The 23,667-nt window shown below is 64.8% G+C and carries 21 protein-coding genes; 16 read left to right on the top strand and 5 right to left on the bottom strand.

Annotated elements, in window-relative coordinates; translation table 11 throughout:
- Positions 1-2 precede the first annotated feature (2 nt).
- From fliD to AWY79_RS16555, 15 genes are all read left to right on the top strand, one after another.
- Positions 3-1,721, top strand: coding sequence for a flagellar filament capping protein FliD (gene fliD / locus AWY79_RS16480; RefSeq protein WP_066806319.1), 1,719 nt, complete (start codon positions 3-5; stop codon positions 1,719-1,721).
- A gap of 358 nt (positions 1,722-2,079) precedes the next feature.
- A complete protein-coding gene (gene fdhD / locus AWY79_RS16485) occupies positions 2,080-2,859 on the top strand; it encodes a formate dehydrogenase accessory sulfurtransferase FdhD (RefSeq protein ID WP_066806321.1) in 780 nt (259 codons plus the stop codon).
- Positions 2,860-3,100: 241 nt separating this feature from the next.
- Positions 3,101-3,988: a formate dehydrogenase accessory protein FdhE gene (locus AWY79_RS16490; protein ID WP_066806324.1), complete on the top strand. Its 888-nt coding sequence runs from the start codon at positions 3,101-3,103 to the stop codon at positions 3,986-3,988.
- Positions 3,989-4,033: 45 nt separating this feature from the next.
- Positions 4,034-4,930: a transposase gene (locus tag AWY79_RS16495; RefSeq protein ID WP_394705777.1), complete on the top strand. Its 897-nt coding sequence runs from the start codon at positions 4,034-4,036 to the stop codon at positions 4,928-4,930.
- An 85-nt stretch (positions 4,931-5,015) separates the two neighbouring features.
- Complete coding sequence (locus AWY79_RS16500) at positions 5,016-5,729, top strand: response regulator (RefSeq protein WP_066806325.1); 714 nt, start codon at positions 5,016-5,018, stop codon at positions 5,727-5,729.
- Positions 5,730-5,756: 27 nt separating this feature from the next.
- A complete protein-coding gene (locus tag AWY79_RS16505; RefSeq protein ID WP_066806327.1) occupies positions 5,757-6,296 on the top strand; it encodes a TlpA disulfide reductase family protein in 540 nt (179 codons plus the stop codon).
- A complete protein-coding gene (locus AWY79_RS16510) occupies positions 6,293-8,032 on the top strand; it encodes a rhodanese-like domain-containing protein (protein ID WP_066806329.1) in 1,740 nt (579 codons plus the stop codon). The genes AWY79_RS16505 and AWY79_RS16510 overlap by 4 nt, the downstream gene beginning before the upstream one ends.
- Entirely contained in the window at positions 8,029-8,508 is a 480-nt protein-coding gene (locus tag AWY79_RS16515) for a MauE/DoxX family redox-associated membrane protein (protein WP_066806331.1), read from the top strand. Before AWY79_RS16510 ends, AWY79_RS16515 begins: the two co-directional genes overlap by 4 nt.
- Positions 8,505-8,819 carry a hypothetical protein gene (locus AWY79_RS16520; RefSeq protein WP_066806333.1) on the top strand — a complete coding sequence of 105 codons (315 nt, stop codon included), beginning with the start codon at positions 8,505-8,507 and terminating at the stop codon, positions 8,817-8,819. The genes AWY79_RS16515 and AWY79_RS16520 overlap by 4 nt, the downstream gene beginning before the upstream one ends.
- A 233-nt stretch (positions 8,820-9,052) precedes the next feature.
- Positions 9,053-9,280 (top strand): hypothetical protein, encoded by a 228-nt coding sequence (locus AWY79_RS16525; RefSeq protein WP_066806335.1) that lies wholly within the window; start codon positions 9,053-9,055, stop codon positions 9,278-9,280.
- A gap of 22 nt (positions 9,281-9,302) precedes the next feature.
- Positions 9,303-12,329, top strand: coding sequence for a formate dehydrogenase-N subunit alpha (gene fdnG / locus AWY79_RS16535; RefSeq protein WP_148651030.1), 3,027 nt, complete (start codon positions 9,303-9,305; stop codon positions 12,327-12,329).
- Between the two features lie 12 nt (positions 12,330-12,341).
- Positions 12,342-13,067 carry a 4Fe-4S dicluster domain-containing protein gene (locus AWY79_RS16540; protein ID WP_066806341.1) on the top strand — a complete coding sequence of 242 codons (726 nt, stop codon included), beginning with the start codon at positions 12,342-12,344 and terminating at the stop codon, positions 13,065-13,067.
- 287 nt (positions 13,068-13,354) lie between these two features.
- A complete protein-coding gene (locus tag AWY79_RS16545; RefSeq protein WP_066806343.1) occupies positions 13,355-14,590 on the top strand; it encodes an ABC transporter substrate-binding protein in 1,236 nt (411 codons plus the stop codon).
- The gene (locus AWY79_RS16550) at positions 14,587-16,596 is read left to right on the top strand and encodes an ATP-binding protein (protein WP_066806345.1); all 2,010 of its coding nucleotides are present in this window, start codon (positions 14,587-14,589) and stop codon (positions 16,594-16,596) included. The genes AWY79_RS16545 and AWY79_RS16550 overlap by 4 nt, the downstream gene beginning before the upstream one ends.
- Positions 16,593-17,306, top strand: a complete 714-nt coding sequence (locus AWY79_RS16555) for a response regulator (protein WP_066806351.1) — start codon at positions 16,593-16,595, stop codon at positions 17,304-17,306. Before AWY79_RS16550 ends, AWY79_RS16555 begins: the two co-directional genes overlap by 4 nt.
- 4 nt (positions 17,307-17,310) lie before the next feature.
- Here AWY79_RS16555 and AWY79_RS16560 read toward each other — a convergent pair whose 3' ends face one another.
- Both AWY79_RS16560 and AWY79_RS16565 read right to left on the bottom strand, forming a co-directional pair.
- Entirely contained in the window at positions 17,311-17,889 is a 579-nt protein-coding gene (locus tag AWY79_RS16560; RefSeq protein ID WP_066806353.1) for a peroxiredoxin, read from the bottom strand.
- Between the two features lie 12 nt (positions 17,890-17,901).
- Positions 17,902-18,435: a TlpA family protein disulfide reductase gene (locus tag AWY79_RS16565; RefSeq protein ID WP_066806355.1), complete on the bottom strand. Its 534-nt coding sequence runs from the start codon at positions 18,433-18,435 to the stop codon at positions 17,902-17,904.
- A 201-nt stretch (positions 18,436-18,636) separates the two neighbouring features.
- Between AWY79_RS16565 and AWY79_RS16570 the strand changes: the two genes are divergently transcribed.
- Entirely contained in the window at positions 18,637-19,344 is a 708-nt protein-coding gene (locus AWY79_RS16570; protein ID WP_066806357.1) for an SIMPL domain-containing protein, read from the top strand.
- A 67-nt stretch (positions 19,345-19,411) separates the two neighbouring features.
- Here the strand turns inward: AWY79_RS16570 and xylB are convergent, their stop codons facing one another.
- The 3 genes from xylB to AWY79_RS16585 all read right to left on the bottom strand — a co-directional run bounded on the left by xylB (position 19,412) and on the right by AWY79_RS16585 (position 23,495).
- Complete coding sequence (gene xylB / locus AWY79_RS16575) at positions 19,412-20,914, bottom strand: xylulokinase (protein WP_066806359.1); 1,503 nt, start codon at positions 20,912-20,914, stop codon at positions 19,412-19,414.
- Positions 20,915-20,941: 27 nt separating this feature from the next.
- A complete protein-coding gene (xylA, locus tag AWY79_RS16580; protein WP_066806361.1) occupies positions 20,942-22,249 on the bottom strand; it encodes a xylose isomerase in 1,308 nt (435 codons plus the stop codon).
- A gap of 67 nt (positions 22,250-22,316) precedes the next feature.
- The gene (locus AWY79_RS16585; RefSeq protein WP_158509907.1) at positions 22,317-23,495 is read right to left on the bottom strand and encodes an ROK family transcriptional regulator; all 1,179 of its coding nucleotides are present in this window, start codon (positions 23,493-23,495) and stop codon (positions 22,317-22,319) included.
- Between the last annotated feature and the right edge of the window lie 172 nt (positions 23,496-23,667).

Raw genomic sequence — 23,667 nt, forward strand, 5'->3', positions numbered from 1 at the left:
CCATGGGTTACGTCTCCTCGCTCTCCAGCTCGGTGACCGCCTACGAGCCGGTCTCCACCTCCGGCGAGGTTTCCTTTTCCGGCCTGGGCAACGGCACGGACTTCTCGGAAATCATCGAAGCGACCATCAACGCCGAGAGCTTCCAGCTCGATGCCTACGAGGAACAGAAGACTGAATACGAGTACCTCATCGACCTCATGGAGCAGCTCTCCGACGACATCGACGACTTCAACGAGGTCCTCGACGACATGGACGAGCCGGACGAGTTCTACTCCATGGTCGCCACGGTCAGCGACGACCAGGTGGAGGTGGAGGCGGACGGCGACGCCGCTCCGGGCATCCACACCATCGAGGTCAACCAGCTCGCCCTGAACGACGTCTGGGTGAGCATGGATACCGCATACGAGTCCGAGGAATCGGTGGTGGCCGAGGAGTCCACCACCCTGACCGTCTCCTTCGGCGGAGAGAACGTGGTCATCGACGTGGCCGCCGGGACCACCCTGGAGGGGCTGGTCTCGACCATCAACGGCTCGGTGAACGCCCGCGACAAGTTCGAGGCGTCCGTCATGGACGACGGCGACGGTTTTTACCTGGTCCTCAAGAGCGTGGACGCGGGCGCGGACAACACCCTCTCCGTGACCGACACCGGCACCCTGACCGGGATGTCGACGGCCGGTTTCACGAACACCCAAGCGGGGCAAAACTCCCAGATCAAGGTGGACGGGTTCCCCCCCGGCGCGGACGACTGGATCGAGCGCGACTCGAACTCCATCGACGACGTGGTCGAGGGGCTGACCTTCGACCTCAAGGACTCCACGGACGGCGACACCCTGCAGGTCTCGGTGGAGTACGACACCGACGACATGTACGACAAGATCATCGAGTTCCAGGAGTCCCTGAACGCGATCATCGAGGAAATCCAGATCCTGACCGGCCGCGTCACCGAGGAGGAGGACTCCGACGAGGAGACCTACACCCTGGACAGCTACGCCCTGGACATCGTCTACAACAACATCAAGTCCATCCTCTCGTCCTCGGCCCTGGGATTCAAGAGCTGGAGCGAGGACGAGGGCGGCGACTACTACACCGCCCTGTCGCAGATCGGCTTCTATACGGATACGGACGAGGACTCGGACACCTACGGCCAGCTGCTGCTGGACGAGGACGAGCTGGAGGACGCCCTGGACAACGACGCCGAGGCCGTGGCCTCCCTGTTCGCGGCCCGCGCCTCCGGGGAATCGGACAGCGACGGGTTCCAGGTCATCTCGGTCATCGACGGGGTGACCGAAGCCGGGGAATACGAAGTGGAATACACCGTGTCCGGCGGGGAGCTGGTTTCGGCCACCATCAACGGGGAAGAGGCGGCCGTGGACGGCTGGACCATCCTGGCCACCGGGGGCGACGCCAGGGGTCTTTACCTGTCCGTGGGTACGACCGGGGACGGGGTGTACGACGGCACCTGCCGGGTCAAGCAGGGCAAGATAGGCGAGCTGTCCGACAACCTGGACGGGGTGACCAACGCGGAGACCGGCTCCCTGACCATCATCATAGAGCACTACGATGAGTCGGTCACCAGCCTGGACAACCAGATATACAACGAGGAGAAGCGCCTCGACGCCTTAGAGACGTCACTGAAGCGAAAGTACGCGGCCCTCGACGCCCGGCTCGCCACCTACGAGGCCCAGAGCTCCACCCTGACCACCCTGCTCCAATCGCTCTAGGCGGGTGCGCCGGGCCGATGGGCTCTCCCCCAGATCGGCGGGGGAGAGTCCGGGGTCGGCGTGCAGCCGCGCCAGCACGCGCTTGAGCCTGTCCAGGGGGAGTTTTGCTGGGACAATCATCGAACGCGCCTCCGGGACGTGGTTGGGAGGACCCGCCGCCCGAAGGGACGGCGCGGGAATTGCCATACCTTCATGATCGTTCGCAGGCCCCGTCCGGATACATATTTCTTGCCGCCCGAAGCGGCGATTCCGCCCACCCGCAGTGTGAGAGTCAGGGTAAAATGTGCCCGCTTGCCCGCGCACCGCACCCGAAGGTAAGGATGAATGCGGAGGGAAGCCCGACAGGCGGAAACAAACCATGGAATCATACGAATACGACGTCCACGAATACCGGCAGGGGTTCACGCGCAAACGTATCAGCGCCATCCGCGAGGTGCCGCTGACCATCATCCTCAACGGCCGCGAGGTGGTCACCCTGCTGTGCACGGCCAAGTATCCCGAATACCTGGCCGTGGGCTTTCTCAAGTCCGACGCCTTCCTGTCCAGCCCGGCCCAGATCACGGACCTCACCGTGCGCGACGAGGGCGACCGGCTGGTGGCCGAGGTGGACACCTGCCACGACCCGTGGAAGGACCGGATCATGGAGCGGTCCATCACCTCCGGCTGCGGCAAGGGGACCAACTTCGGGCGCAACGTGGCGACCATCTCCAAGCGGCGCGTGGGCGGCGACATCAAGGTCCGGCCGGAGAACATCCTGGCCCTGGCCCGCGAGCTGCACGAACGGTCCACCCTCTACAACCTCACGCGCGGCTGCCACAACTCCTCCCTGTGCACCCCGAACGAGATGCTCCTCTTCCGCGAGGACATCGGGCGGCACAACGCCATCGACATGATCTGCGGCCAATGCTTCCTGGACGACGTGGCCGTGGACGACAAGATGATCGTCTCCACCGGGCGCATCGCCTCGGAGATCCTGCTCAAGGTGGCGCGCATCGGCATCCCGGTGCTGGCCTCCACGGCCGTGGCCACCAGCTTCTCGGTTGAGCTGGCCCGGAAGATCGGCATCACCCTGATCGGCAACATCAAGGACGACCGCTTCTGGGTCTACAACGACAGCGGCCGGATCATCGGTTTCTGACCCCGCCCGTTATAATCTCGCCCTTTCTTTAATTTCCCGCACCTTTTAGAAGCGGTTGATTTATTGGTCTATTCTATTGAAAATATGCCTGTTTAGGCATAATGTTGCATATTTTTATCATTGCATTCCAGCATCTTATTCACCATTGGTGTCAAATCATGAGTAAGTGCAAAACCTTTGGCATGTCCGTTGCGCGCCCCCTACTGTTTTGCGCATACGGAAAACACTCAGAGGAAACATCATGGAACGCAATCTCACCGATGAAACCCGCAGGCTCGACAAGAAGCTCGTCCAGCTGCGCAAAAAGTCCTACATCTCCGCTGAACTCATCGACCTGCTGGACGAGGTCTCCCACCTCCAGCTGGCCGCAGTGCCCGAGGCGCGGGTGGTCCTGCCGCCCGACGCGGAGCTGACCCCGCCCCAGGCCGCGATCCAGGGCGTTTCCCTGGTGGCCCGCGAGAACTTCCCCTTTGACCAGGCCCAGGCCGAAGACCTGCTGGTCAAGCTGCTGGGCATCGTCGGCAAGGTCGAGGGACCGCTCGGCAAGGGCGCGCGACTGGTGGCCAAGGCGCTGGACGATGGCGACCTGACCCCGGCCGACCTGTTCCGCCGCTTCCTGGACGACGACACCGAGTTCTTCGGCGAATGGGCCGAACGCATGCCCGAGGCACCGCGCACCCTGCCCTTCCTGGCCTTCGCGGCCATGGGCCCGTCCATCGAGGTGGCCGCCGGAATGCTGGCCGACAAGCTGCCCGAGATGAAGGTATCCCCGGTGGGAACCTGCCCCATCTGCGGGTCCATGCCGCTGATCTCCTCCCTGGAGCAGAAGGAGGGATTCCGCCACGCCACCTGCTCGTTCTGCCGCCACGACTACCGGATCAAGCGGATCACCTGTCCGATCTGCGGCGAGGACGACCACACCAAGCTGACCTTCTTCACCGTGGACGAGGAGCCGGGCTTCCGGGTGGACGTCTGCGACTCGTGCAAGACCTACGTCAAGACCATCGACTTCCGGAACCTGGACCGCGTGGCGCTCCCGGTGCTGGACGACCTCGACTCCCTGGCGCTCGACTATGTCGCCGCCGGGCAGGGATACAGGCGGGCGACACTGTCCGCATGGGGATTCTAACGACAGGAGGCGGCCATGCCTGCCCTGAACCGGGAAACCTTGCACATGAATTCGCACATCATGCCCATACTGGACGCGCCGGGAACAGCCGACTTCGAATCGCTGCTCCACGACGACGACAAGGCCAGGGAATACCTGCTCGCCAGGACCTGGCCCCTGGGCGACCCGTTCTGTCCCCGGTGCGGGCACCGCAAGGTTTACTCCCTGTCGGGCGAGCGGCTGCGCTGCGCCAGCTGCAAATACACCTTCCAGCCCTTTTCCGGGCGCTGGATCAACAACGGCGCCCTGACCCCCAGCGAGTGGCTGCGGCTCATCGTGCTCTTTGTCGAGGAGCGCTCGGTGCACCAGATGAAGGAGGAGCTGGGGCTCTCCTACAACACGGTCTACAAGGCCCTGACCGCCATCCGGTTCGCCATCCTGGCCCACGCCCTCGACGCCCGCCAGCTCATCAGCCAGGCCACCGGGCTGGACTCCTACCTCAAGGGCAACCGGCTGACCGGCGGCCCCCGCGAGATGCGCATGGACACCATCCCGGTCTACGGCATCCTGCGCCGCGAAGAGCTGGTCTTCGTGGACCTGGTGCCGGGGTTCCAGGCCGAGACCCTGTTCCACTTCCACATGAACTTCCACCTGAAGCTCATCCGCTCCGGCAACCTGGTCTACACCGACCGGTACAAGGAGTACGACGCGCTCATGTTCTGCGGCAACGACTCCCTGCCCTACGAGATCATCCGGCGCTATGACGAGCCGCCGCACATCGACGCGGTCCGGGACGAGTTCTGGGAATACGCCCAGGTGCGCATCAAGAAGTTCCGGGGCATCTCCTGCCAGCGGTTCCCGCTGTACATGAAGGAGCTGGAGTTCCGCTTCAACAACCGCGACAAGTCGCTGCCGGAGATTCTGGCCGCCTACCTCTGCGCACTGGTTCCCTCCACGGATTAGCACCACCCCGTCTGCGGGCGACCTCTGGACACGAAATGGTTTTTTACCGTAGTGTCATAATAATCGCCAACGCACGAGGTAGGTCATGCCGTCTAAAATTCTCGTCATCGATGATGAACGGCCCACTCTGTCCATGTTCCGGCTCTTTCTTGAGGCCTATGGATACGAGGTTTTCACTGCGGAAAACGGCCCGGACGGCATTGATCTGTGCCGGGCACACGCCATTCCGCTCGTCCTGACCGACATCCGCATGCCCGGCATGGACGGCATGGAGGTCCTCCGGCTGATCAAGGAGGGCAGCCCCGCCACCGAGGTCATCGTCATCACCGGCCACGGCGACATGGACCTGGCCCTGAAGGCCCTGTCCCTCGGCGCCACGGACTTCATCAACAAGCCGATCCGGCAGAGCAACATGGACGCCGCCCTGAAACGGGCCGAGGAGCGCATCCTCTATTCCCGCGACACGAACACCGGCTACGCCGTCAGCCGTCGGGGAGGGATCGGCATGATCGAGCTGCGGGGCATCGTCAACTCCGTGGCCGAAAAACGGCTCGACCGCGCCTTTTCCGCCGCCCTGGAAGGGAGCGCGAAGCTGATCGTCTCCTTTGCGGGCAACACCGCCATCAACGGCGCGGGCATGGCCCTCCTCACCCAGCACCTGCTCTCCTGCCGGGACAACGGCACGCCCGTGGTCCTGGCCGAGCCCCCGGACAGCATCCGGAAATCCATCGAAATGGCGGGGCTCGAAAAACTGGCCCCCGTCCACGTGACCGTCGAGGAAGCCCTCGCCAACATCTGACCGTCAACCGCGAACGGAGTCCATCCCATGACGAAACGCCTCACCATGGCCCTGCTGCTGACCGCCGCGCTCCTGTGCTCCCAGGCCCTGGCCGGACCGCCAGTGGCGGGCGAGGTCCTTCCCCCCCTGACCATCGCCCCCCTCGCCGTCGAGGGGGACTCGGCCATCCTCGGACTAAAGGACAACTGCGTCTTCACCCTGGCCGACATCAAGACCGAGTACGTGCTGATCGAAATCCTGGGGGTCTATTGCCCGGTCTGCCGCGAGATGTCCTCGTCCCTGACCCGGCTGTACAAGCGGATCAGGAAGGCCCGGCTCGACGACCGCATCACCATGCTCGGCATCGCCGCCGGGGCCACCCCCATGGAAGTGCGGCACGTCCGGCCCAAGGACTACGTCTTCCCCGTGGCCCACGACACCGAATTCGAGATCCACAAGGCCCTGGCCGAACCCAAGACGCCCTACACCATGATCGTGGACCGGGAGGGCAAGGTGTACTACGCCCACCTGGGGATCATCCCGGACTTCAACGCCTTTTTCCAGGAAATCCAGAACCTGGTAAAATGATCAGCCCCAAGGACACCCCGGACGCGCCCGGCTCCCTGACGGGTACGGATCGCCAGCTCTTCCACCTGAAGAGCCTCTACGAGGCGTCCAGCGCCCTGGCCGTCCCGGCCAGGCCTGCCGATCTCCTCCGCGCCTTCCTGCCCGTGGCCATGGGGCCCCTCGGCCTGACCTTCGGGTTCGGGATACTCCTCCACGCCGGGGCGCTGACCATCGAAAGCCTGGGCCTCCAGCCCCCGGCGGCGGACCTCTACCGCGCCTCCGGGCTGGACCTGGTGCACAAGTTCTTTCCCGAGGACGCCGCGCCCGCGCACCCGTCCCGCCCGGTCATCCTGGCCGGGGAGCACCTGTCCCACGACCCCAACCTGCCCATGGGCACCGCCGCGGTCATCGCCCTGAGCATGGGCGCCGGGACCCACGCGGTCCTGGGCTTCGGCCCCAAGGTGGCCGGGGTCCCCCTGGACGCGGACGAGACCCGGCTGCTGGACGGTCTGGCCTCTGTCCTGGGCCACGCCCTGAACAACGCCACGGCCATGGAGTGCGTCCGGGACCTGAACACCTCCCTGGCCCGCAGGAACGACGACCTGCACCGCGCCCTGGGGGAATCGGAACGGGCCAGGGAAGCCCTCTCCAGGCACACCCTCCAGCTCCGCGCACTCTACGAGACCACCCTGGAGATGATCGACATCCACGAGCCGGGGGGCATTCTCGACGCCTTCCTGCTCTCCCTCATGGGGACCCTGTCCTTCACGGGCGGCTGGATAGCCCTGTACGGGCCGGGTCACGGCCGGGCCGAAGCGGTCTGCCGGGGGCTGGCCCCGTGCGTCAGGGAGGAGCTCGTTTCCGAAACGGGCCGGGGAGCCGTGCTGGCGCGGTTCGTGGCCCTCAAGGACCGCATCCCGCATGCCAATCACGCCTGCCTGGTGGACGATCCCGAGGAGCGGCAGGCGCTCCCGGCCCAGGCGGACGCGGCCGTGCTCTTCACCTTGGACCAGGGCTGGCAGGGGGCCATCGGCCTGAGCGCCCCGCTGTCCGGCGAGCGGGACGACGAACTTCTGGACGAAGACGCCCGGCAGCTGCTGCACTCGCTGGTCGCGAATTTCATGGTCACCCTGGGCAACGCCCGGCAGCTGGACCTCATCCGGGAGCTGAACTCGGAGCTGGCCGCCCGCAACGTGGACCTCCAGACCACCCTGGACGCCCTGACCTCGGCCAAGCGGGAGATCGACGTCCAGACCAAGGCCAAGGAGCACCTGGTGGCCCTGGTGCACGGCGAGGTGGAGCGGGTCTGGCGGGCCTCCTGGCTGGACATCTGCCTGATCCTGCTGGCCGGAGCGACCCTCGGCATCCTCTACAACCTGTCCAGCCCGGGCGGGATAGACCTGGTGCCGAAGTCTCTCCTGGCCCCGCCGCCGGTCATGATCGAAGCGGCGGAGGCCAGGCGGCTGGCCCGCGACGACAAGGCCGTGATCATCGACGCCCGGCCCGGCGACTTCTTCCTGCAAGGGCACATCCCGGACGCCGTCAACCTGCCCGAGGACCTGTTCGAGTTCGTCTATTCCATGAAGCTGTCCGACCTGGACCCGGCGGTGCCGCTGCTGGTCTACGGCCGGAACATCAGCCGCCGCTACGACGCCGACGTGGCCAGGCAGCTGGAGCTGCTCGGCCACGAACGGGTGCTGCTCATCAAGGGCGGGCTGGACGCCTGGAATGGCCTCGGCCCGGAGGAGGCCCCATGACCGCCGCGATCCGCGCCCTCCTGACCAGCCCCTGGCTGGCCCTGGCCTTCCGCCTCTACCTCGGCGGGCTGTTCGTCTACGCGGCCATGTACAAGATCAACTACGCCGCCGAATTCAGCACGACCATCGCCTCCTACCGCCTGATCCCCTATTGGGCGGTCAACGTCATGGCCCTGGTCATGCCGTGGACCGAGATCATCTGCGGGGCGATGCTGCTCCTCGGCGTGCGGGTCAAGTCGGTCACCGTGATCATCGGCGGCCTCCTCTCCGTCTTCACCCTGGCCATCTTCATCAACCTTCTCCGCAACGCGCCCATCAGTTGCGGATGCTTCCACACCCTCGAGGACCCCATCAGCTGGTGGACCGTGCTCCGCGACCTGACCTGGATCGGCATGACCGTCCACGTGCACTACTTCGACAGCGTCCTCCAGACCGATCAGCTGTTCCTCGGGAAACTCAGAAGGATACACACATGACCCGCCGCGACCTGCTGCTCCTGATGCTGCTCCCTGCCTTCACGGCCTGCGCCCCCGACAGGGACACCCTGCCCGGGGACTACTCGGCGAGGAACGGGGAGATCGAGATCCGACTCAGGCTGGGCAAGGACGGAAAGGGCGTCTGGTCCACGGACACCGACGAGATACCGTTCAAGTGGAGCCGCCGCGACGAGGGCCATATCTGGCTGCACACCGTTGCCGGCGGGGTCATTCCCGGCATCATCGAGGGGGAGGACATCCGCCTCACCCTTCCCGGCGTTCCCCCGCTGGTCTTCACCCCCCTGCCCTAGCTCGCGTCGCCCCCTTTCCCGCCTGTTTTTTCCTCCGGGAAGCCGGTGTCAAACCGTGGGGCGGAAATCAATTTATGCCAGAATTGACATAAAGTAGACGCAGCAATATCGCCATTCTGCTAAAAATAGCATGTTTTTTCGTGTGTAAAAACCGTTGCAAGAGCAAGTTCTTTGCCCGCCTGACCATTTTCCCTCATAAGGGGGATAACCAAAAAAATGGGAGAGGAACGCGAATGCGCTTGAACACCAACCTTATGCCGGCTTCGGCCCAGACAACCATGCCCTTTGCGGGCTTGGGTTTCGCCGTGGCCGAGGTCCGTGAAGCGGCCAAGTCGATGAGCCCGGTTCCTCACTGCCATGGTGGCAGCCAGGACGTCGTCGCCGCCGCTTTCGGGCCTGCCGTTCAAGTCGGCGGCTACAAACTGCTCGTGACCCTGGGTCGCGAGATCCGCGGGCGCTGACCCGCAAACACCAGGAGGTAGAATGCACACCAACCGTAGGAACTTCCTCAAGCTCTCCGCAGTCGCGGCCACGGCCACGGCTTTCGGCGGGTTGGGATTCGGTTGCAAGGCCGAGACGGCTCCCCTGCCCGACCGCGCCGCAGCCCTGGACCCCAAGTGGAGCAAACAGACCACCACCATCTGCTGCTACTGTGCCGTGGGTTGCGGGCTGGTCGTCAACACGTCCCTGAAGGACATGAAGGCGATCAACGTTGAAGGCGACCCGGACCACCCGATCAACGAAGGCGCGCTGTGCGCCAAGGGCGCGTCCATCTGGCAGCTGGCCGAAAACGACCGCCGCCCGGACTCCGTCCTCTACAGGGCTCCCTACGCCAAGGAATTCAAGAAGGTCTCCCTGTCCTGGGCGCTCGAAACCATCGCCCGCCGGATCAAGGACACCCGCGACAAGACCTGGACCGAGAAAAACGCCAAGGGCCAGGTGGTCAACCGCTGCGACGGCATCGCCTCCGTCGGTTCGGCCGCTCTCGACAACGAGGAGTGCTGGGCTTACCAGACCATGCTCCGCAGCCTCGGCCTGGTGTATGTGGAACACCAGGCTAGGATCTGACACAGCGCGACTGTTGCGGCTCTGGCAGAGTCGTTCGGACGCGGTGCGATGACCAATCACTGGATCGACATCCAGAACTCTGATTGCATTCTTATCATGGGCAGCAACGCTGCCGAAAACCATCCCATCTCTTTCAAGTGGGTGACCAGGGCGCAGGAAAAGGGCGCAACCCTGATCCACGTCGACCCCCGCTTCACCAGGACCTCGGCCAAGGCCGACTTCTACGCCGGCATCCGTTCGGGCGCCGACATCGCCGTCCTCGGCGGCATGATCAAATACATCCTGGAAAAGGACCTGATCTTCAAGGACTACGTGGTTGACTATACCAACGCGTCCTTCATCGTCGGCGACAAGTACAAGTTCGAGGACGGCATGTTCTCGGGCTACAACGAGAAGACCCGGAGCTACGACAAGTCCACCTGGGCCTTTGCCATGGACGCCGACGGCAATCCGAAAAAAGACCCGACCCTCCAGGACCCCAACTGCGTGTACCAGCTCATGAAGAAGCACTACTCGCGGTACGACCTGGACAAGGTCGTCTCCATCTCGGGCATGAACAAGGCCGACCTGGTCAAGCTGTACGAGACGTACGCGGCCACCGGCAAGGCGGACAAGGCCGGGACCATCATGTACGCCATGGGCTGGACCCAGCACACCGTCGGCGTGCAGAACATCCGCTGCATGGCCATGATCCAGCTGCTGCTGGGCAACATCGGCATCGCCGGCGGCGGCGTCAACGCCCTGCGCGGCGAATCCAACGTCCAGGGCTCCACCGACCACTGCCTGCTGTACCACATCATCCCCGGCTACCTGGCGACCCCCCAGGCCTCTCAGCCCGACCTGGCCACGTACAACAAGGCCAACACCCCGGTCTCCAACGACCCGAAATCCGCCAACTGGTGGCAGAACTTCCCGAAGTACTCCGCGTCGCTCATCAAGTCCATGTGGCAGAACGACACCCCGGAGGACGCCTACCAGTTCCTGCCCCGCCTCGACTCCCTGTCGGCCATGGAATATTCCTGGCTGACCCTGTTCGACAAGATGGAAAAGGGCCAGTTCAAGGGGCTGCTCTCCTGGGGCATGAACCCCGCCTGTTCCGGCGCCAACGCCGAAAAGAACAGGAAGGCCATGGCCAACCTCGACTGGCTGGTGAACGTCAACATCTTCCCCAACGAAACCGGCTGGTTCTGGGAAGGACCGGGATTGGACCCCTCGACCATCAAGACCGAGGTCTTCTTCCTGCCCTGCGCCGTGTCCATCGAGAAGGAAGGGTCCGTCACCAACTCCGGCCGCTGGATGCAGTGGCGCTACAAGGGCCCGGACGCGCCCAACGGGCAGAAGCCCGACGGCGACCTGATGTACGAGCTGATGAAGGAAATCCAGCATCTGTACGAGAAGGAAGGCGGCGTCTATCCGAAGCCCATCACCCGTCTGACCTGGGACGCCATCGCCACCGACGGCGTGTTCGATGCCCACAAGACGGCCAAGCTGATCAACGGTCACTTCACCCGTGACGTCGAGATCAAGGGCAAGCTCTACAAGAAGGGCCAGCAGGTCCCGAGCTTCGCCTTCCTGCAGGCCGACGGCTCCACCGCCTCCGGCAACTGGCTGTACTGCCACTCCTACACCGACGCCGGCAACATGGCCGCGCGCCGCGACCTGACCCAGACCCCGGAGCAGGCCAACATCGGCCTGTACCCGAACTTCTCCTGGTGCTGGCCCGTCAACCGCCGCGTGCTGTACAACCGCGCCTCGGTCGACCTTCAGGGCAAGCCCTGGAACCCGCAAAAGGCGGTCATCGCCTGGAACGGCGAGAAGTGGGTGGGCGACGTGCCCGACGGCGGCTGGGCCCCCGGCACCAAGTACGCCTTCATCATGCGCAAGCACGGCCACGGCCAGCTCTTCGGCCCCGGCCGCGCCGACGGCCCGCTGCCCGAGTACTACGAGCCTCTGGAATGCCCGGTCAAGGAGCATCCGTTCTCCAAGACCCTGCACAACCCCACCGCGCTGACCTTCGACGCCGAGGAAAAGGCCGTGTGCGATCCCAGGTATCCCCTGGTCGGCACCACCTACCGCGTCACCGAGCACTGGCAGACCGGCGTCATGACCCGCAACCAGACCTGGTTGACCGAGGCCGAGCCCCAGGTGTTCGTGGAGATGAGCCCCGAGCTGGCCGAACTCCGCGGCATCGAGAACGGCGAAAAGGTCATGGTGGACTCCCTGCGCGGGACCATCTGGGCCAAGGCCATCGTCACCAAGCGGCTCAAGCCGTTCACCGTCCAGGGCACCATCGTCCATCAGGTCGGCCTGCCCTGGCACTTCGGCTGGACCTGGCCCAAGGATGGCGGCGATTCCGCCAACATCCTGACCCCGTCCGTTGGCGACCCGAACACGGGTATTCCCGAAACCAAGGCCTTCATGGTCAACGTCCGCAAGGCGTAAAGGAGGAATGACATGAGTAAAACATTCTTCATCGACCTGACCAAGTGTACGGCCTGCCGTGGTTGCCAGATTGCCTGCAAGCAATGGAAGAAGCTGCCCGCCGAGCAGACCGAGAACTGGGGTTCCCACCAGAACCCCAAGGATCTCTCAGGCGTCACCCTCAAACTGGTCCGCTTCGAGGAAGTGGAGACCGACGACGGGCTGCAATGGCTGTTCTTCCCCGAACAGTGCCGCCACTGCGTCGAGCCGCCCTGCCTGGACGCCATGACCGTTCCGGGTTCCATCGTCCATGACGAGGAGACCGGGGCCGTGGTCTACACCGAGCTGACCGCCAAGGAACCGGACAAGGATGCCTTCAGCATGGCCTGTCCGTACAACATCCCCCGGGTCAACAAGGAGACCGGCCGCGTGGTCAAATGCGACATGTGCATCGACCGCGTGAAGATCGGCATGCTCCCCGCCTGCGTTCAGACCTGCCCCACCGGCTGCATGAACTTCGGCGACCGGGACGAGATGCTGGCCCTTGCGGAGAAGAGCCTGGAGAAGGCCACCGAGAAGTTCCCGAACGCGGAACTGGTGGACGCCGAGTACGTGCGGGTCATCTACCTCGTGCAGACCGATCCGGACAGCTACTACGAGTCCCTGTCCTCGGACGCCTCGGACATCCGCCGCGGCCCCCTGTCCAGGAAGCAGTTCCTGGCCTCCCTGGCCCGGCCGATCAAGCGCATGCGCTCCTGACGACACTCACACCCCCGGCGCGGGTTCGCCCGCGCCGGGGTCATTCACCCGACGCTCCATGCGTGAACACCTCCGTGAGCCGCACCGTCCGTCGCCGCAAGGCAACGGGGCAATCGGAGTTTTTCATGACCCCGGCAGGCATTCGCCGCCGGGGTCTTTTTCCCCGGCCTCACAGGAGAAATCGATGTTACATTGTGGGGAAATGCAGGGTCCTTGTGTTTTACCGTCCGAGACAGTAACGGATTGGTGCGACCCTTGTAATCCGACCCCGAAAATGGAGCCGAGCCGTGCATAGCAACCCGTGGAAGAGCCTCATCCCCTGCCTCGCGCTCTGCCTGGCCCTCTTCCTCGCGGGGTGCGACGGGTCGCCCGCCACCACGGCCGGCGACGACGCGGTTCCCGGCGTCACCAGCGACCAGATCACGCTGGGCTCCTCCCTGCCCCTGTCCGGCCACGCCGGTTATCTCGGCACCCAGACCCTCCAGGGCGCGCGCGCCTACCTGCGCCACGTCAACGAGCAGGGCGGCGTGCACGGCCGCCAGATCAAGATCGAGGTCCTGGACGACTCCTACGACCCGCCCCAGTGCCTGGCCAACACCCAGCAATTCATCGTCAACCGCAAGGTCTTCGCCCTGTTCTGCTACGTGGGCACCCCGACCACCATCAAGGCCCTGCCCCTGGTGGAGGACGCCCACGTCCCGCTCATCGGCATGTTCACCGGGGCCAACGCCCTGCGCCAGCCGGTGAACCGCTACGTGATCAACATCCGCGCCTCCTACTACCAGGAGACCATGGACGCGGTCAGCCACATGGTCAACGACCTCGGCCTGTCCAAGATCGCGGTCTTCTACCAGTACGACGCCTACGGCTTCGACGGGCTGATCGGCACCGAGCTGGCCCTCAAGAAATACGGCCTGGAGCCGGTGGCCCGCAGCTCCTACATCCGAGGGACCCTGGACGTCCAGGACGGGCTGGATCGCATCCGCCGGTCCGGGGCCGAAGCCGTGGTCATGATCGGCACCTACGGCGCGTGCGCCCGGTTCATCAACCTCTCCGTGGAGGAGGGGTACAACCCGATTTTCTACACCGTCTCCTTTGTCGGCGCCGAGGAACTGGCCTGGCGCGTGGGCAGGTCGTCCCCGGCCCACGTCTTCATGTCCCAGGTGGTCCCCCCGCCCATGGAATCGCAGGTCGAGGGCGACTCGGCCAGCGAATACGTCCGGCTGCTCAGGCGCTACTTCCCGGACGACACCCCGAGCTTCGTCGGCCTGGAGGGCTTCCTCAACGCCGAGATCCTGGTGGAAGGGCTGCGCCGGGCCGGACGCGATCTGACCCGCGAGGGGTTCATCAGGGCCATCGAGTCCATCAAGGACTTCAAGCTCGGCCCCGGCCTGACCATCACCTACGGTCCCTACGACCGCCAGGGGCTGGACGCCATCCATTTCACCAAGCTGCACGAGGGCCGCTTCATCCCGTTCACCAACTGGGCCGAGTTCAAACGGGAACTGGAGACGCAGCAATGACGCTGTTCCAGAAGACCTTCACCCGGCTGGCCCGCATCGGGCTGCGCGAAAAACTGCTCTTCTCCATGCTGGCGGCCGTCCTGTTCATCTCCGTGGCCATCGCCCTGATCTCCCGCTACATCCTGGTCAGTTCCCTGACCAACGAGCTGGAGATGCGCGGTTTCGCCATCGCCCACTCCGTGGCCGAACGCGGCGGCTCCTACATCCTGGACAACGACATCCCCAAGCTGCTGGTGCTCATCTTCGACGAGGCAAAACTGAGGCAGCGCAAGGACCTGGTGGCCTACATATTCATCGAGGACCAGAACAACAACATCCTGGCCCACACCCTGACCCACGAGCTGCCCAAGAACCTGCGCTCCAACACCCTGCCCCCGGACCGCCACGACTCGATCAAGCTCATGGAGCTGGGCGGGCGCGAGATATACGACCTGGCGGCGGGCATCAACGAAGGCCTCTACCGCATCGGCACGGTCCACGTGGGGCTGAACAAGCGGCACATCGACTCCCTGGTGGGCAAGCTCCGGGTGGCCTTCCTCGGCTTCATCTCGGCGGTGGTCATCATCACCATCATCCTTTCCTCCTGGCTGTCCAAGTACATCACCAAGCCGGTTTCGGACCTGACCCGGCTGTCGGACGAGATCAGCCGGGGCAACTTCGACATCCCGCTGAAGCTCGGCTCCGGCGAGGATTGGAACGCCGCCGAATGCCCGGCCTTCTCCAACACCGACCTGCCGTGCTGGCACTTCGACCAGTCGCGCAGCGGACAGCGGCCCGGCGAGGCCCACCGCAAGTGCGCGGACTGCGCCTTCTACCGCAAGCACGAGGGCGACGAGGTGGTCCAGCTCGGCGACTCCTTCCGCAACATGGTCTGGTCCATCAAGCTCTACCGCAGGCGGCTGCGCGAGTCCGAGGAGAAATACCGCTCCCTGTTCGACTCCGGGCCGGACCCGATCTTCGTCGTGGATTGCGAGAGCGGGACCGTGCGCGACGCCAACCCGCGCGCCACGGAGCTTTACGGCTACGCCAGGAACGAGCTGCTGGGCATGAATCTCCTGGACCTGGGCCCGGAACACAACGCGGACTGCCTGGATTATTTCAACGAGGGCGGCAGCGGGTGCGTCTATTTCCCCAAGCGGCTGCACTACAAGAACGGCGGTGAACCGTTCTTCGTGAACATGCACGCCTGCCCCATCTCCTACCGGGGCCACCACGCGATCATCATCGCGGTCACGGACATCACCGAACTGATAGAGAAGGACGCCCAGCTCATCCAGGCGGGCAAGATGAAGTCCCTGGGCGAGATGTCCGCGGGCGTGGCCCACGAGATCAACCAGCCCCTCAACGCCATCAAGGTGGGCAGCGAGTTCCTGTCCATGATGCAGGAGGAGGACCTGGAGATTCCCAAGGAGCATTTCCTCCAGGTGGTCCACGAGATATCCTCCCAGGTGGACCGGGCCGCCGAGATCATCGACACCCTGCGCTCCTTCGGGCGCAAGTCCGACCTCATGGAGGAGCAGGTGGACCTGAACCAGCCCATCCGGGCGGTGCTGTCCATGCTCCGCCGCCAGTTCGAGCTGGACAACATCCGCTTCGACCTGGACCTGGCCGAAGGGCTCAACCCGGTGCAGGCCCATTCCAACAGGCTGCAGCAGGTCATCTTCAACATGGTGACCAACGCGCGCGATGCCATCAACGACATTTCCCAGGCGGACGGCAATGCCGAACGCCGCATCAGCATCCGGACCGGAAACGCGGAGCGCCGCGTGTTCCTCGAGGTGGAGGACACCGGTTCGGGCATCGACGAGAAGGACCAGCAGAAGATATTCGAGCCGTTCTTCACCACCAAGGAGGCGGGTCAGGGCATGGGGCTCGGGCTGGCCATCACCTACGGCATCATCAAGGATTACGGCGGAGAGATCCGCATCAACAGCGGCAAGGGGGAAGGCACGGTCTTCCGCATGGAGTTCCCCGCCGCGAGCATGCGAGGAGAGGCCAAGGCATGAAGGAAAAAGTTCTGGTCATAGACGACGAGCGGCCCACGCTGAAGATGTTCACCCTGCTGCTCTCCGCGTACGGGTACCAGGTGCTGACCGCGGAGAACGGCCGAGAGGGCGTGGAGACCTTCCTGCGGGAAAGTCCGGGACTGGTGCTGACGGACATCAAGATGCCCATCATGGACGGCATCGAGGCCCTCAAGGCCATCAAGAAGCTCAATCCCAACACCGAGGTCATCGTGATCACCGGCCACGGCGACATGGACCTGGCCATCCAGGCCCTGAACCTCGACGCCACGGACTTCATCAACAAGCCGCTCAAGCGGGAGGCCCTGGAAAAGGCCCTGACCCGCGCCCGCGAACGGATCAACATCACCCGAAACGAAGAGGGGCAGGTGGTGCTGGAGGAGAAGGACCGGGTGGCGGTCATCGGCGTGCGCGGCAACGTCTCGTCCATGACCCTGCCGCATCTGAGCGAGACCTTTGCCCAGGCCGCGGCCTTGGGCAAGGAGCTGATCCTCATCGATTTCGAGAAGAACGCCTCCATCAACGGGGCGGGCATCACCGGCCTGACCGAGCTGCTGCGGGAACACCGTGGCGGCGCCAGGATCGTCCTGGCCGGGTTGTCGAGCAATTTCCGGACGGTTTTCGAGACCCTCGGCATAACCAAGCTGGCCGAGATATTCGACAACGGAGAGGAGGCGCTGGCCTCCCACTAGGACCCTATTTGCCGAGCTTCTCCAGCTCGCCCACCAGGACCCCCAGGTCCGGCCGCTCGTTGATGTCGTGGACGTCGATGTAGCGGATGATCCCCTGCTTATCGATCACGAACAGAGAGCGTTCGGCCATGCCGTCCGAGCGCAGCACGCCGAAGGAGGCCGCCACCTTGCCGTGGGGCCAGAAGTCGGAGAGCACGGGGAAGTCGAGGCCGTGCATGGCCTTGGCCCACTCGGCCTGGGTCGGGGTGTTGTCCACCGTAATGCCGATGACCTCAGCGCCCAGCCCGTGGATCAGGTCCAGGGCAAGGTTGTAGCCCGGCCACTGGTCCGAGCAGACCGGCGTCCAGGCGGCCGGGACAAAGGAGAGCACCACGCTCCGCTTGCCCCGGTAGTCGCTCAGCCGAACCTTGTCGCCGTTCAGATCCGGCAGCTCGAAGTCGGGGGCCATGTCGCCCACCTTGACCTTGAGGGTGGAATCAATGGGCTTGAGATGCCCGGTTGGATAGGGGATCATGTCGTCGGCCCGGCTTCCGGGCGCGAGCAGCAGCAAAACCAGCAATGCCAATAACGGTACCCGTTTCACAGCTCTCTCCTCCTACTCGGGAATAAGGGCCAGCAAATCCTTGAGAAAGGCGTCCTTGTCCTTGATCTCGCCCTCGTGAAACAGGACGATGCTTCGCTTTCCCTCGCGCATGTCCACCATATAATAGGCCGGGGTCCCCACCCCGCCCACGGCCTTGTGCGCCACGTAGTCCGGGTCCTCGAAGAGCGGGAACTCCACGCCGAACTTCTTCTGGTAGAAGGCGATCTCAAAGGGCGTGTTGCCCGCGCCGATGCCGAGGAAGCGCAAAGCCCCGGCCTTGTCCGAGGCCAAGGCGTCGGCGAACATCGCGTTCACGGACGGCGCGTTGCGCTGGCAGATGGGGCAGTACATGCTGAACACCTCCACGAACAGGAAGTCCGCGTTGATGTTCGAAATCTTGAAGTCGCCTTCGGGTACTCCCAGGTACTCGCGCTGCTCCTGCGTGATCTTGCCTTCGAGTTGCACGTCCGGGAACACGTCCTGGGCCATGGCCGAGGTCGCCAGCAAGAGCAGGCAGACGACCGAGAGCAATATGCGTCTATGCATTGGATGTCCTTTGGGGTCAGAGATAATCCGGATTTTCCAAAAATATAGTATGCACGAAAAACGTGGTGAATTGCAATGGTCCGCGTCATTCTTCCGCTTCTGCACCGTTTGCCTTTTCCTTCGACGGCCTTGCCCGTCTCCTGCCGAGGGGGTATGCTCCCCCCAAGCGCCGTCCACCATGGGGCGCAAAAAGGAGCAATCATGGAAAACAAACCCCTTGCATCATCCGCCGTCACCGGCCTCCTCCTGGCCGCCGGATTCATCGTCGGCTGCTTCGTTCTGGGCAACGCCCTGGTCGCCTTCAAGGCCATGGACCGCTACGTCTCGGTCAAAGGGCTGGCCGAGCGCGAAGTGAACGCCGACCTGGCCGTATGGCCCGTCAGCTTCAGCGTCGGGGCGGACACCCTGCCCGACCTGGACCGCGCCCTGGCCGTCTCCCGCGCTGAGGTGCTCAAGTTCCTCAAGGAGCAGGGACTGGGCAACGCCGAGATCATCAACGCCGCCCCGCGCATCGATGAGAACCAGTACATGTCCGGCCAGCGCCCGACGAGCCTCTACACCGCCCAGGCGGTGCTCACGGTCCGCACCGGCGATATCGCCACCGTGAAGAAGGCCATGGCCTCCGCGGGCGACCTGGTCTCGCGCGGGGTCCTGCTGGTCCGCAACTACGAGTTCCAGCCGACCTTCTCCTTCACCGGGCTGAACGACATCAAGCCGGACATGATCGCCGAGGCCACCCGCAACGCACGCAGCGCCGCCCGGCAGTTCGCCGAGGACTCCGGCTCGCGGGTGGGCGGCATCCGGCGCGCCTCCCAGGGCTATTTCAGCCTCGACGACCGCGACCAGTACACCCCGGAGATCAAGAAGGTCCGGGTGGTCACCAGCGTGGACTACTTCCTCGAGGACTGATCCGCAAAGGACAATATGAAAGGGTCCGCGGCCAATGGTCGCGGACCCTTTTTCGTTGTTGAAAGGCCTAGCCGTTGACGGGACGAAGCGCCCGGTCCAGGACCAGGTACCGCTGGTACAGGTCGGCGTACCGGGCCGCGTCGCCGGGGTTCGGCACCGTGCCGCCCTCCGCCATGGCCACGTAGCGCGCCGCCAAATCCGCGATCTCCGTCCGTTCGCCGCCATCGCGCAGGGCGCACCAGGCGGCCTGGATGGCCGCGCCCAGCGCCCCCGCCTCCTCGACCACGGGCCGGACCACGGGACAACCGAACACGTCGGCCACCATCTGCCGCCACAGCGCGGATTTGGCCCCGCCGCCCACCAGCCGGATTTCGGTCGGCCGCACCCCCTGCCGGAGCAGGACGTCCAATCCGTAGCGCAGCCCGAAGGTCGCGCCTTCCATGGCCGCCCGGCACAGGTTGGCCGGGATGTAGTTGGACGGGGTCAGCCCGTGCAGTGAGGCTGTGGCCGAAGGCAGGGCCGGGGTGCGCTCGCCGTTGAAGAACGGCAGGAGCATAACGCCGGACGCGCCCGCGCCCGCCTCTGCGGCCAGCGCGTTCAGCCCGCCGGTGTCCAGGCCGAGCAGCCGCCGGGTCAGCTCGGTGGCCACGGTGACGTTCATGGTGCAGACCAGGGGCAGCCAGCCGCCCGTGGACGAGCAGAACGCGGCCAGCTCGCCCTGCGGGTCGATGACCGGGCTTTCGGAATGGGCATAGATGGTCCCGGAGGTGCCGAGGGACGCGGTGACCACGCCGGGGACCACGTTGCCCGTGCCGATGGCCGCGATCATGTTGTCGCCGCCCCCGGAGGAGACGAGCACGTCCGAGCCGAAGCCGAACTCGCGGGCCAGCTCCGGGCGGACCACGCCCACGGGCTGGTCGGAATCGATCAGCTCGGGCAGGCAGGCGAGGAGCTTGCCGGAAGGGTCCATGGCGTCGAGCAGCTCGGTGCTCCAGCGCCGGTTGGCCACATCGAAATAGGCCGTGCCCGATGCATCGCCGCACTCGGTCCTGCGCTCGCCGGTGAGCCAGAAGTTGAGATAGTCGTGGGGCAGCAGGATGGTCGCCAGCCGGTCGTAGTTCTCCGGCTCGTTGTCCTTGAGCCAGACCACCTTGGAGGCCGTGAACCCGGCGGCCACGGAATTGCCGATGGCCTTGAGCACGGCCTCATGACCGCCCGCCGCCTCGGTGATGGCCGCGCACTGGGGCGGCGCGGTGGCCGTGTCGCACCACAGCTTGGCCGGGCGGATGACCTCCCCCGCCTCGGTGAGCGGCACGAACCCGTGCTGCTGGCCGGACACGCCGATGGCGCGCACCGCCGAGGAATCGACTCCGTCCGAGTCCATCAACGCGGCGATGACCGAACGGCAGGCCTCGACCCACCAGGCCGGGTCCTGCTCGCGCAGGCCGTGCTCCCCCTCGATCAGTTCGTGCGGGGCGTAGGCCTCGGCCAGAATCCTACCGGACTCGCCGTCCAGGACCACGCCCTTGGTCCCCTGCGTCCCGGAATCGATGCCGATGAAAAGGCCCATGACAACTCCAGTAGCCCGAAGGGCCCGTTAAATGGCGTTGATGAGGATGTTCTCCAGCATCTCCTGACGGCCGGAGACCCGCTTGGGCTCTCCCAGCTCCATGGCCTTGGCCTCCAGGGACTCCAGGGTCTCGTTGCCGTCCAGGATGGACTTGCCCAGGCCGGAATCCCAGCCCGCGTAGCGCTGCGCCTTGAACTCGGCGATGCGCCCGTCGTCGATGATCGCCTGGGCCGCCAGCAGGGCGCGGGCAAAGGTGTCCATGCCGCCGATGTGGGCGTGGAACAGGTCCACGGTATCGATGGACGGACGGCGCACCTTGGCGTCGAAGTTCAGGCCGCCGGACCCCAGCCCGCCGTTCTCCAGGATGACCAACATGGCGCGGGTGGTGTCGTTGATGTCCGTGGGGAACTGGTCCGTGTCCCAGCCGAGCAGCGGGTCGCCGACGTTGGCGTCCACCGAGCCGAGCTTGCCCGCCTCGGCGGCCACGGCCAGCTCGTGGGCAAAGGAGTGCCCGGCCAGGGTGGCGTGGTTGGCCTCCACGTTGAGCTTGAAATGATCGAGCAGGTCGAACTCGCGCAGGAAGGAGAGGACCGTGGCCGAGTCGAAGTCGTACTGGTGCTTGGTCGGCTCGTGGGGCTTGGGCTCGATAAGGAACTGGCCGGTGAAGCCGATCTTTTTGGCGTAGTCCACGGCCATGTGGAAGAAGGCGGCCATCTGGGCGCGCTCCCGCTTCATGTCCGTATTCAGCAGGGTCTCGTACCCTTCCCGGCCGCCCCAGAACACGTAGTTGGCTCCGCCCAGCTCCAGGGTGGCGTCCAGAGCGCGGCGGACCTGCATGGCGCAGCAGGCCACGACGTGCGGGTCCGGGTTGGAGGCCGCGCCGTGCATGTAGCGGGGATGGCTGAACATGTTGGCCGTTCCCCAGAGCAGCTTGACCCCGGTGGCCTGTTGCAGCTTCTTGGCCTTGGCCACGATGGTCTCCAGGTTGGCGACGGCCTCGCCGAAGGACGCGCCTTCGGGCGCGATGTCCCGGTCATGGAAGCACCAGAACGGGACCCCGAGTTTGGTGATGAATTCGAAATTCGCCTCCAGGGTCTTCTCGGCCACTTCCATGGGGGAACCGGCGTTCCAGGGCCGCTCGAAGGTCCCGGACCCGAACGGGTCCCCGCCCTGCGACTTGTAGGTGTGCCAGTAGCAGACCGCGAAACGCAGGTGCTCCGCCATGGTCTTGCCGCCCACGACCCGGTCGGCGTCGTAATATTTGAACGCCAGCGGGTTGGTCGACTCCCGACCCTCGTACTTGACCGCGTCCACTTCGGGGAAAAACGTGTTCATTGTTTACCTCGCAGACTAATATACTGTTATCAATGAATATTGATTAACCACCAACAACCAAGGGCGGTCATCCCGCCCGGTGGATCTTGTCCAGGGGCGACTTGTACAGCTCGCTCAGGACAAACCCGGCGGCACCGCGCGCCCAGTCGTCGTCGCCCCACTCCTGGACCACGATCTCGGTGGCCTCGAACTGCTCGCGGTTGAGGAACTTCTTGACCGCCTTGCGCATGGGGCCGAAGACCAGATCCCCCGCGCGCACGCCCTCGCCGGTGACGATGATCCGCTCCGGGTTGAAGATCTGGATCAGCCCGGCGATGCCCTGGCCGAGGATGGCCCCCCCCTCGCGGAAGAGCTTGCGCAGGCCGGGGTCGCCCGCGCGGGCCAGTTCGGTCACGTCCTCGATGGTCAGGGTCTCCAGGTCCGGCACCGGGCCGCGCCGCCGGGAGAACATCTCCTTGGCGCGGCGCAGGATGCACCCGTCGCAGGCGTAGGCCTCGATGCACCCGCGCTTGCCGCAGCGGCAGGGCAGCCCGTCCGGGACCAGGACCACGTGGCCGAACTCGGCCCCGATGCCGGTGGCGCCCCGGTACAGCTTGCCGTCCACCACGATGCCCATGCCCACGCCGTGTTCCACCGTGACCACCAGAAAGTTGTCGATGCCCTTGCCCTGGCCGAACCATTGTGAGGCCACGGTCACGGAGTTGGCGTCGTTCTCCAGATACACGTCCACGCTCAGCCGCTCGGCCACCAGGTCGCGGATGCGCGTGCGCCCCTTTTTCAGCGGGGTCCACAGACAGTCGGCCGAGGCCGAGTCCACGAACCCGGAAATGGCCACGCCGCAGCCGGAGATGTCGTCCATGCGCAACCGGGCGTCCTCCACGCAGTGGCGCACCCCGTCCTCGATGAAGTCGGCCACGGTCTCCTCGCGCCGCTCGCTGACCCGGATGGGCATGGTCAGGGACGACTTGACCCCGCCCACGAAATCCACCACCGCGAAACTGATCTGGAAGGCGGATATCTTGACCCCCACCACATGGGCCGCCTCCGGGTCCAGGGTCAGCATGATCCGCCGCCGCCCGCGCCTGGGCTTGCACCCGCACTCCTCCTCGCGGATCAGCCCCTCGCGGATCATGTCGGCGGTGATGTTGGTCACCGACGCCGGGCTCTGCCCGGTTCGGGCGGCGATCTCCACCCTGGAGATGCGTCCGGCCTCGCGGATGCTGTTCAGGATGTTGAATTGATTCACGGCGCGCGTGAAATCGCGATTTGCAGCCTTCATCCGGCGGGTCCCTTTAATTCACTCAGAAAATTTAAAAACTGACCAGCGAGTCAATGTCAGCGGCGGAGACTTTCCGTTTCAATGTCATAATTCACCGTGTTTCTATATAGATACACAAAGCAACACCGTCACGGAACAG

The sequence above is a fragment of the Pseudodesulfovibrio indicus genome (assembly GCF_001563225.1).
GTDB lineage: Bacteria > Desulfobacterota > Desulfovibrionia > Desulfovibrionales > Desulfovibrionaceae > Pseudodesulfovibrio > Pseudodesulfovibrio indicus.

Excerpts from the sequence above, each read along its gene's own strand:
- fliD (WP_066806319.1), top strand. The coding sequence starts at position 3 with ATGGGTTACGTCTCCTCGCTCTCCAGCTCGGTGACCGCCTACGAGCCG.
- fdhD (WP_066806321.1), top strand. The coding sequence starts at position 2,080 with ATGGAATCATACGAATACGACGTCCACGAATACCGGCAGGGGTTCACG.
- AWY79_RS16490 (WP_066806324.1), top strand. The coding sequence starts at position 3,101 with ATGGAACGCAATCTCACCGATGAAACCCGCAGGCTCGACAAGAAGCTC.
- AWY79_RS16495 (WP_394705777.1), top strand. The coding sequence starts at position 4,034 with ATGAATTCGCACATCATGCCCATACTGGACGCGCCGGGAACAGCCGAC.
- AWY79_RS16500 (WP_066806325.1), top strand. The coding sequence starts at position 5,016 with ATGCCGTCTAAAATTCTCGTCATCGATGATGAACGGCCCACTCTGTCC.
- AWY79_RS16505 (WP_066806327.1), top strand. The coding sequence starts at position 5,757 with ATGACGAAACGCCTCACCATGGCCCTGCTGCTGACCGCCGCGCTCCTG.
- AWY79_RS16510 (WP_066806329.1), top strand. The coding sequence starts at position 6,293 with ATGATCAGCCCCAAGGACACCCCGGACGCGCCCGGCTCCCTGACGGGT.
- AWY79_RS16515 (WP_066806331.1), top strand. The coding sequence starts at position 8,029 with ATGACCGCCGCGATCCGCGCCCTCCTGACCAGCCCCTGGCTGGCCCTG.
- AWY79_RS16520 (WP_066806333.1), top strand. The coding sequence starts at position 8,505 with ATGACCCGCCGCGACCTGCTGCTCCTGATGCTGCTCCCTGCCTTCACG.
- AWY79_RS16525 (WP_066806335.1), top strand. The coding sequence starts at position 9,053 with ATGCGCTTGAACACCAACCTTATGCCGGCTTCGGCCCAGACAACCATG.
- AWY79_RS16540 (WP_066806341.1), top strand. The coding sequence starts at position 12,342 with ATGAGTAAAACATTCTTCATCGACCTGACCAAGTGTACGGCCTGCCGT.
- AWY79_RS16550 (WP_066806345.1), top strand. The coding sequence starts at position 14,587 with ATGACGCTGTTCCAGAAGACCTTCACCCGGCTGGCCCGCATCGGGCTG.
- AWY79_RS16555 (WP_066806351.1), top strand. The coding sequence starts at position 16,593 with ATGAAGGAAAAAGTTCTGGTCATAGACGACGAGCGGCCCACGCTGAAG.
- AWY79_RS16565 (WP_066806355.1), bottom strand. The coding sequence starts at position 18,435 with ATGCATAGACGCATATTGCTCTCGGTCGTCTGCCTGCTCTTGCTGGCG.
- AWY79_RS16570 (WP_066806357.1), top strand. The coding sequence starts at position 18,637 with ATGGAAAACAAACCCCTTGCATCATCCGCCGTCACCGGCCTCCTCCTG.
- xylB (WP_066806359.1), bottom strand. The coding sequence starts at position 20,914 with ATGGGCCTTTTCATCGGCATCGATTCCGGGACGCAGGGGACCAAGGGC.
- xylA (WP_066806361.1), bottom strand. The coding sequence starts at position 22,249 with ATGAACACGTTTTTCCCCGAAGTGGACGCGGTCAAGTACGAGGGTCGG.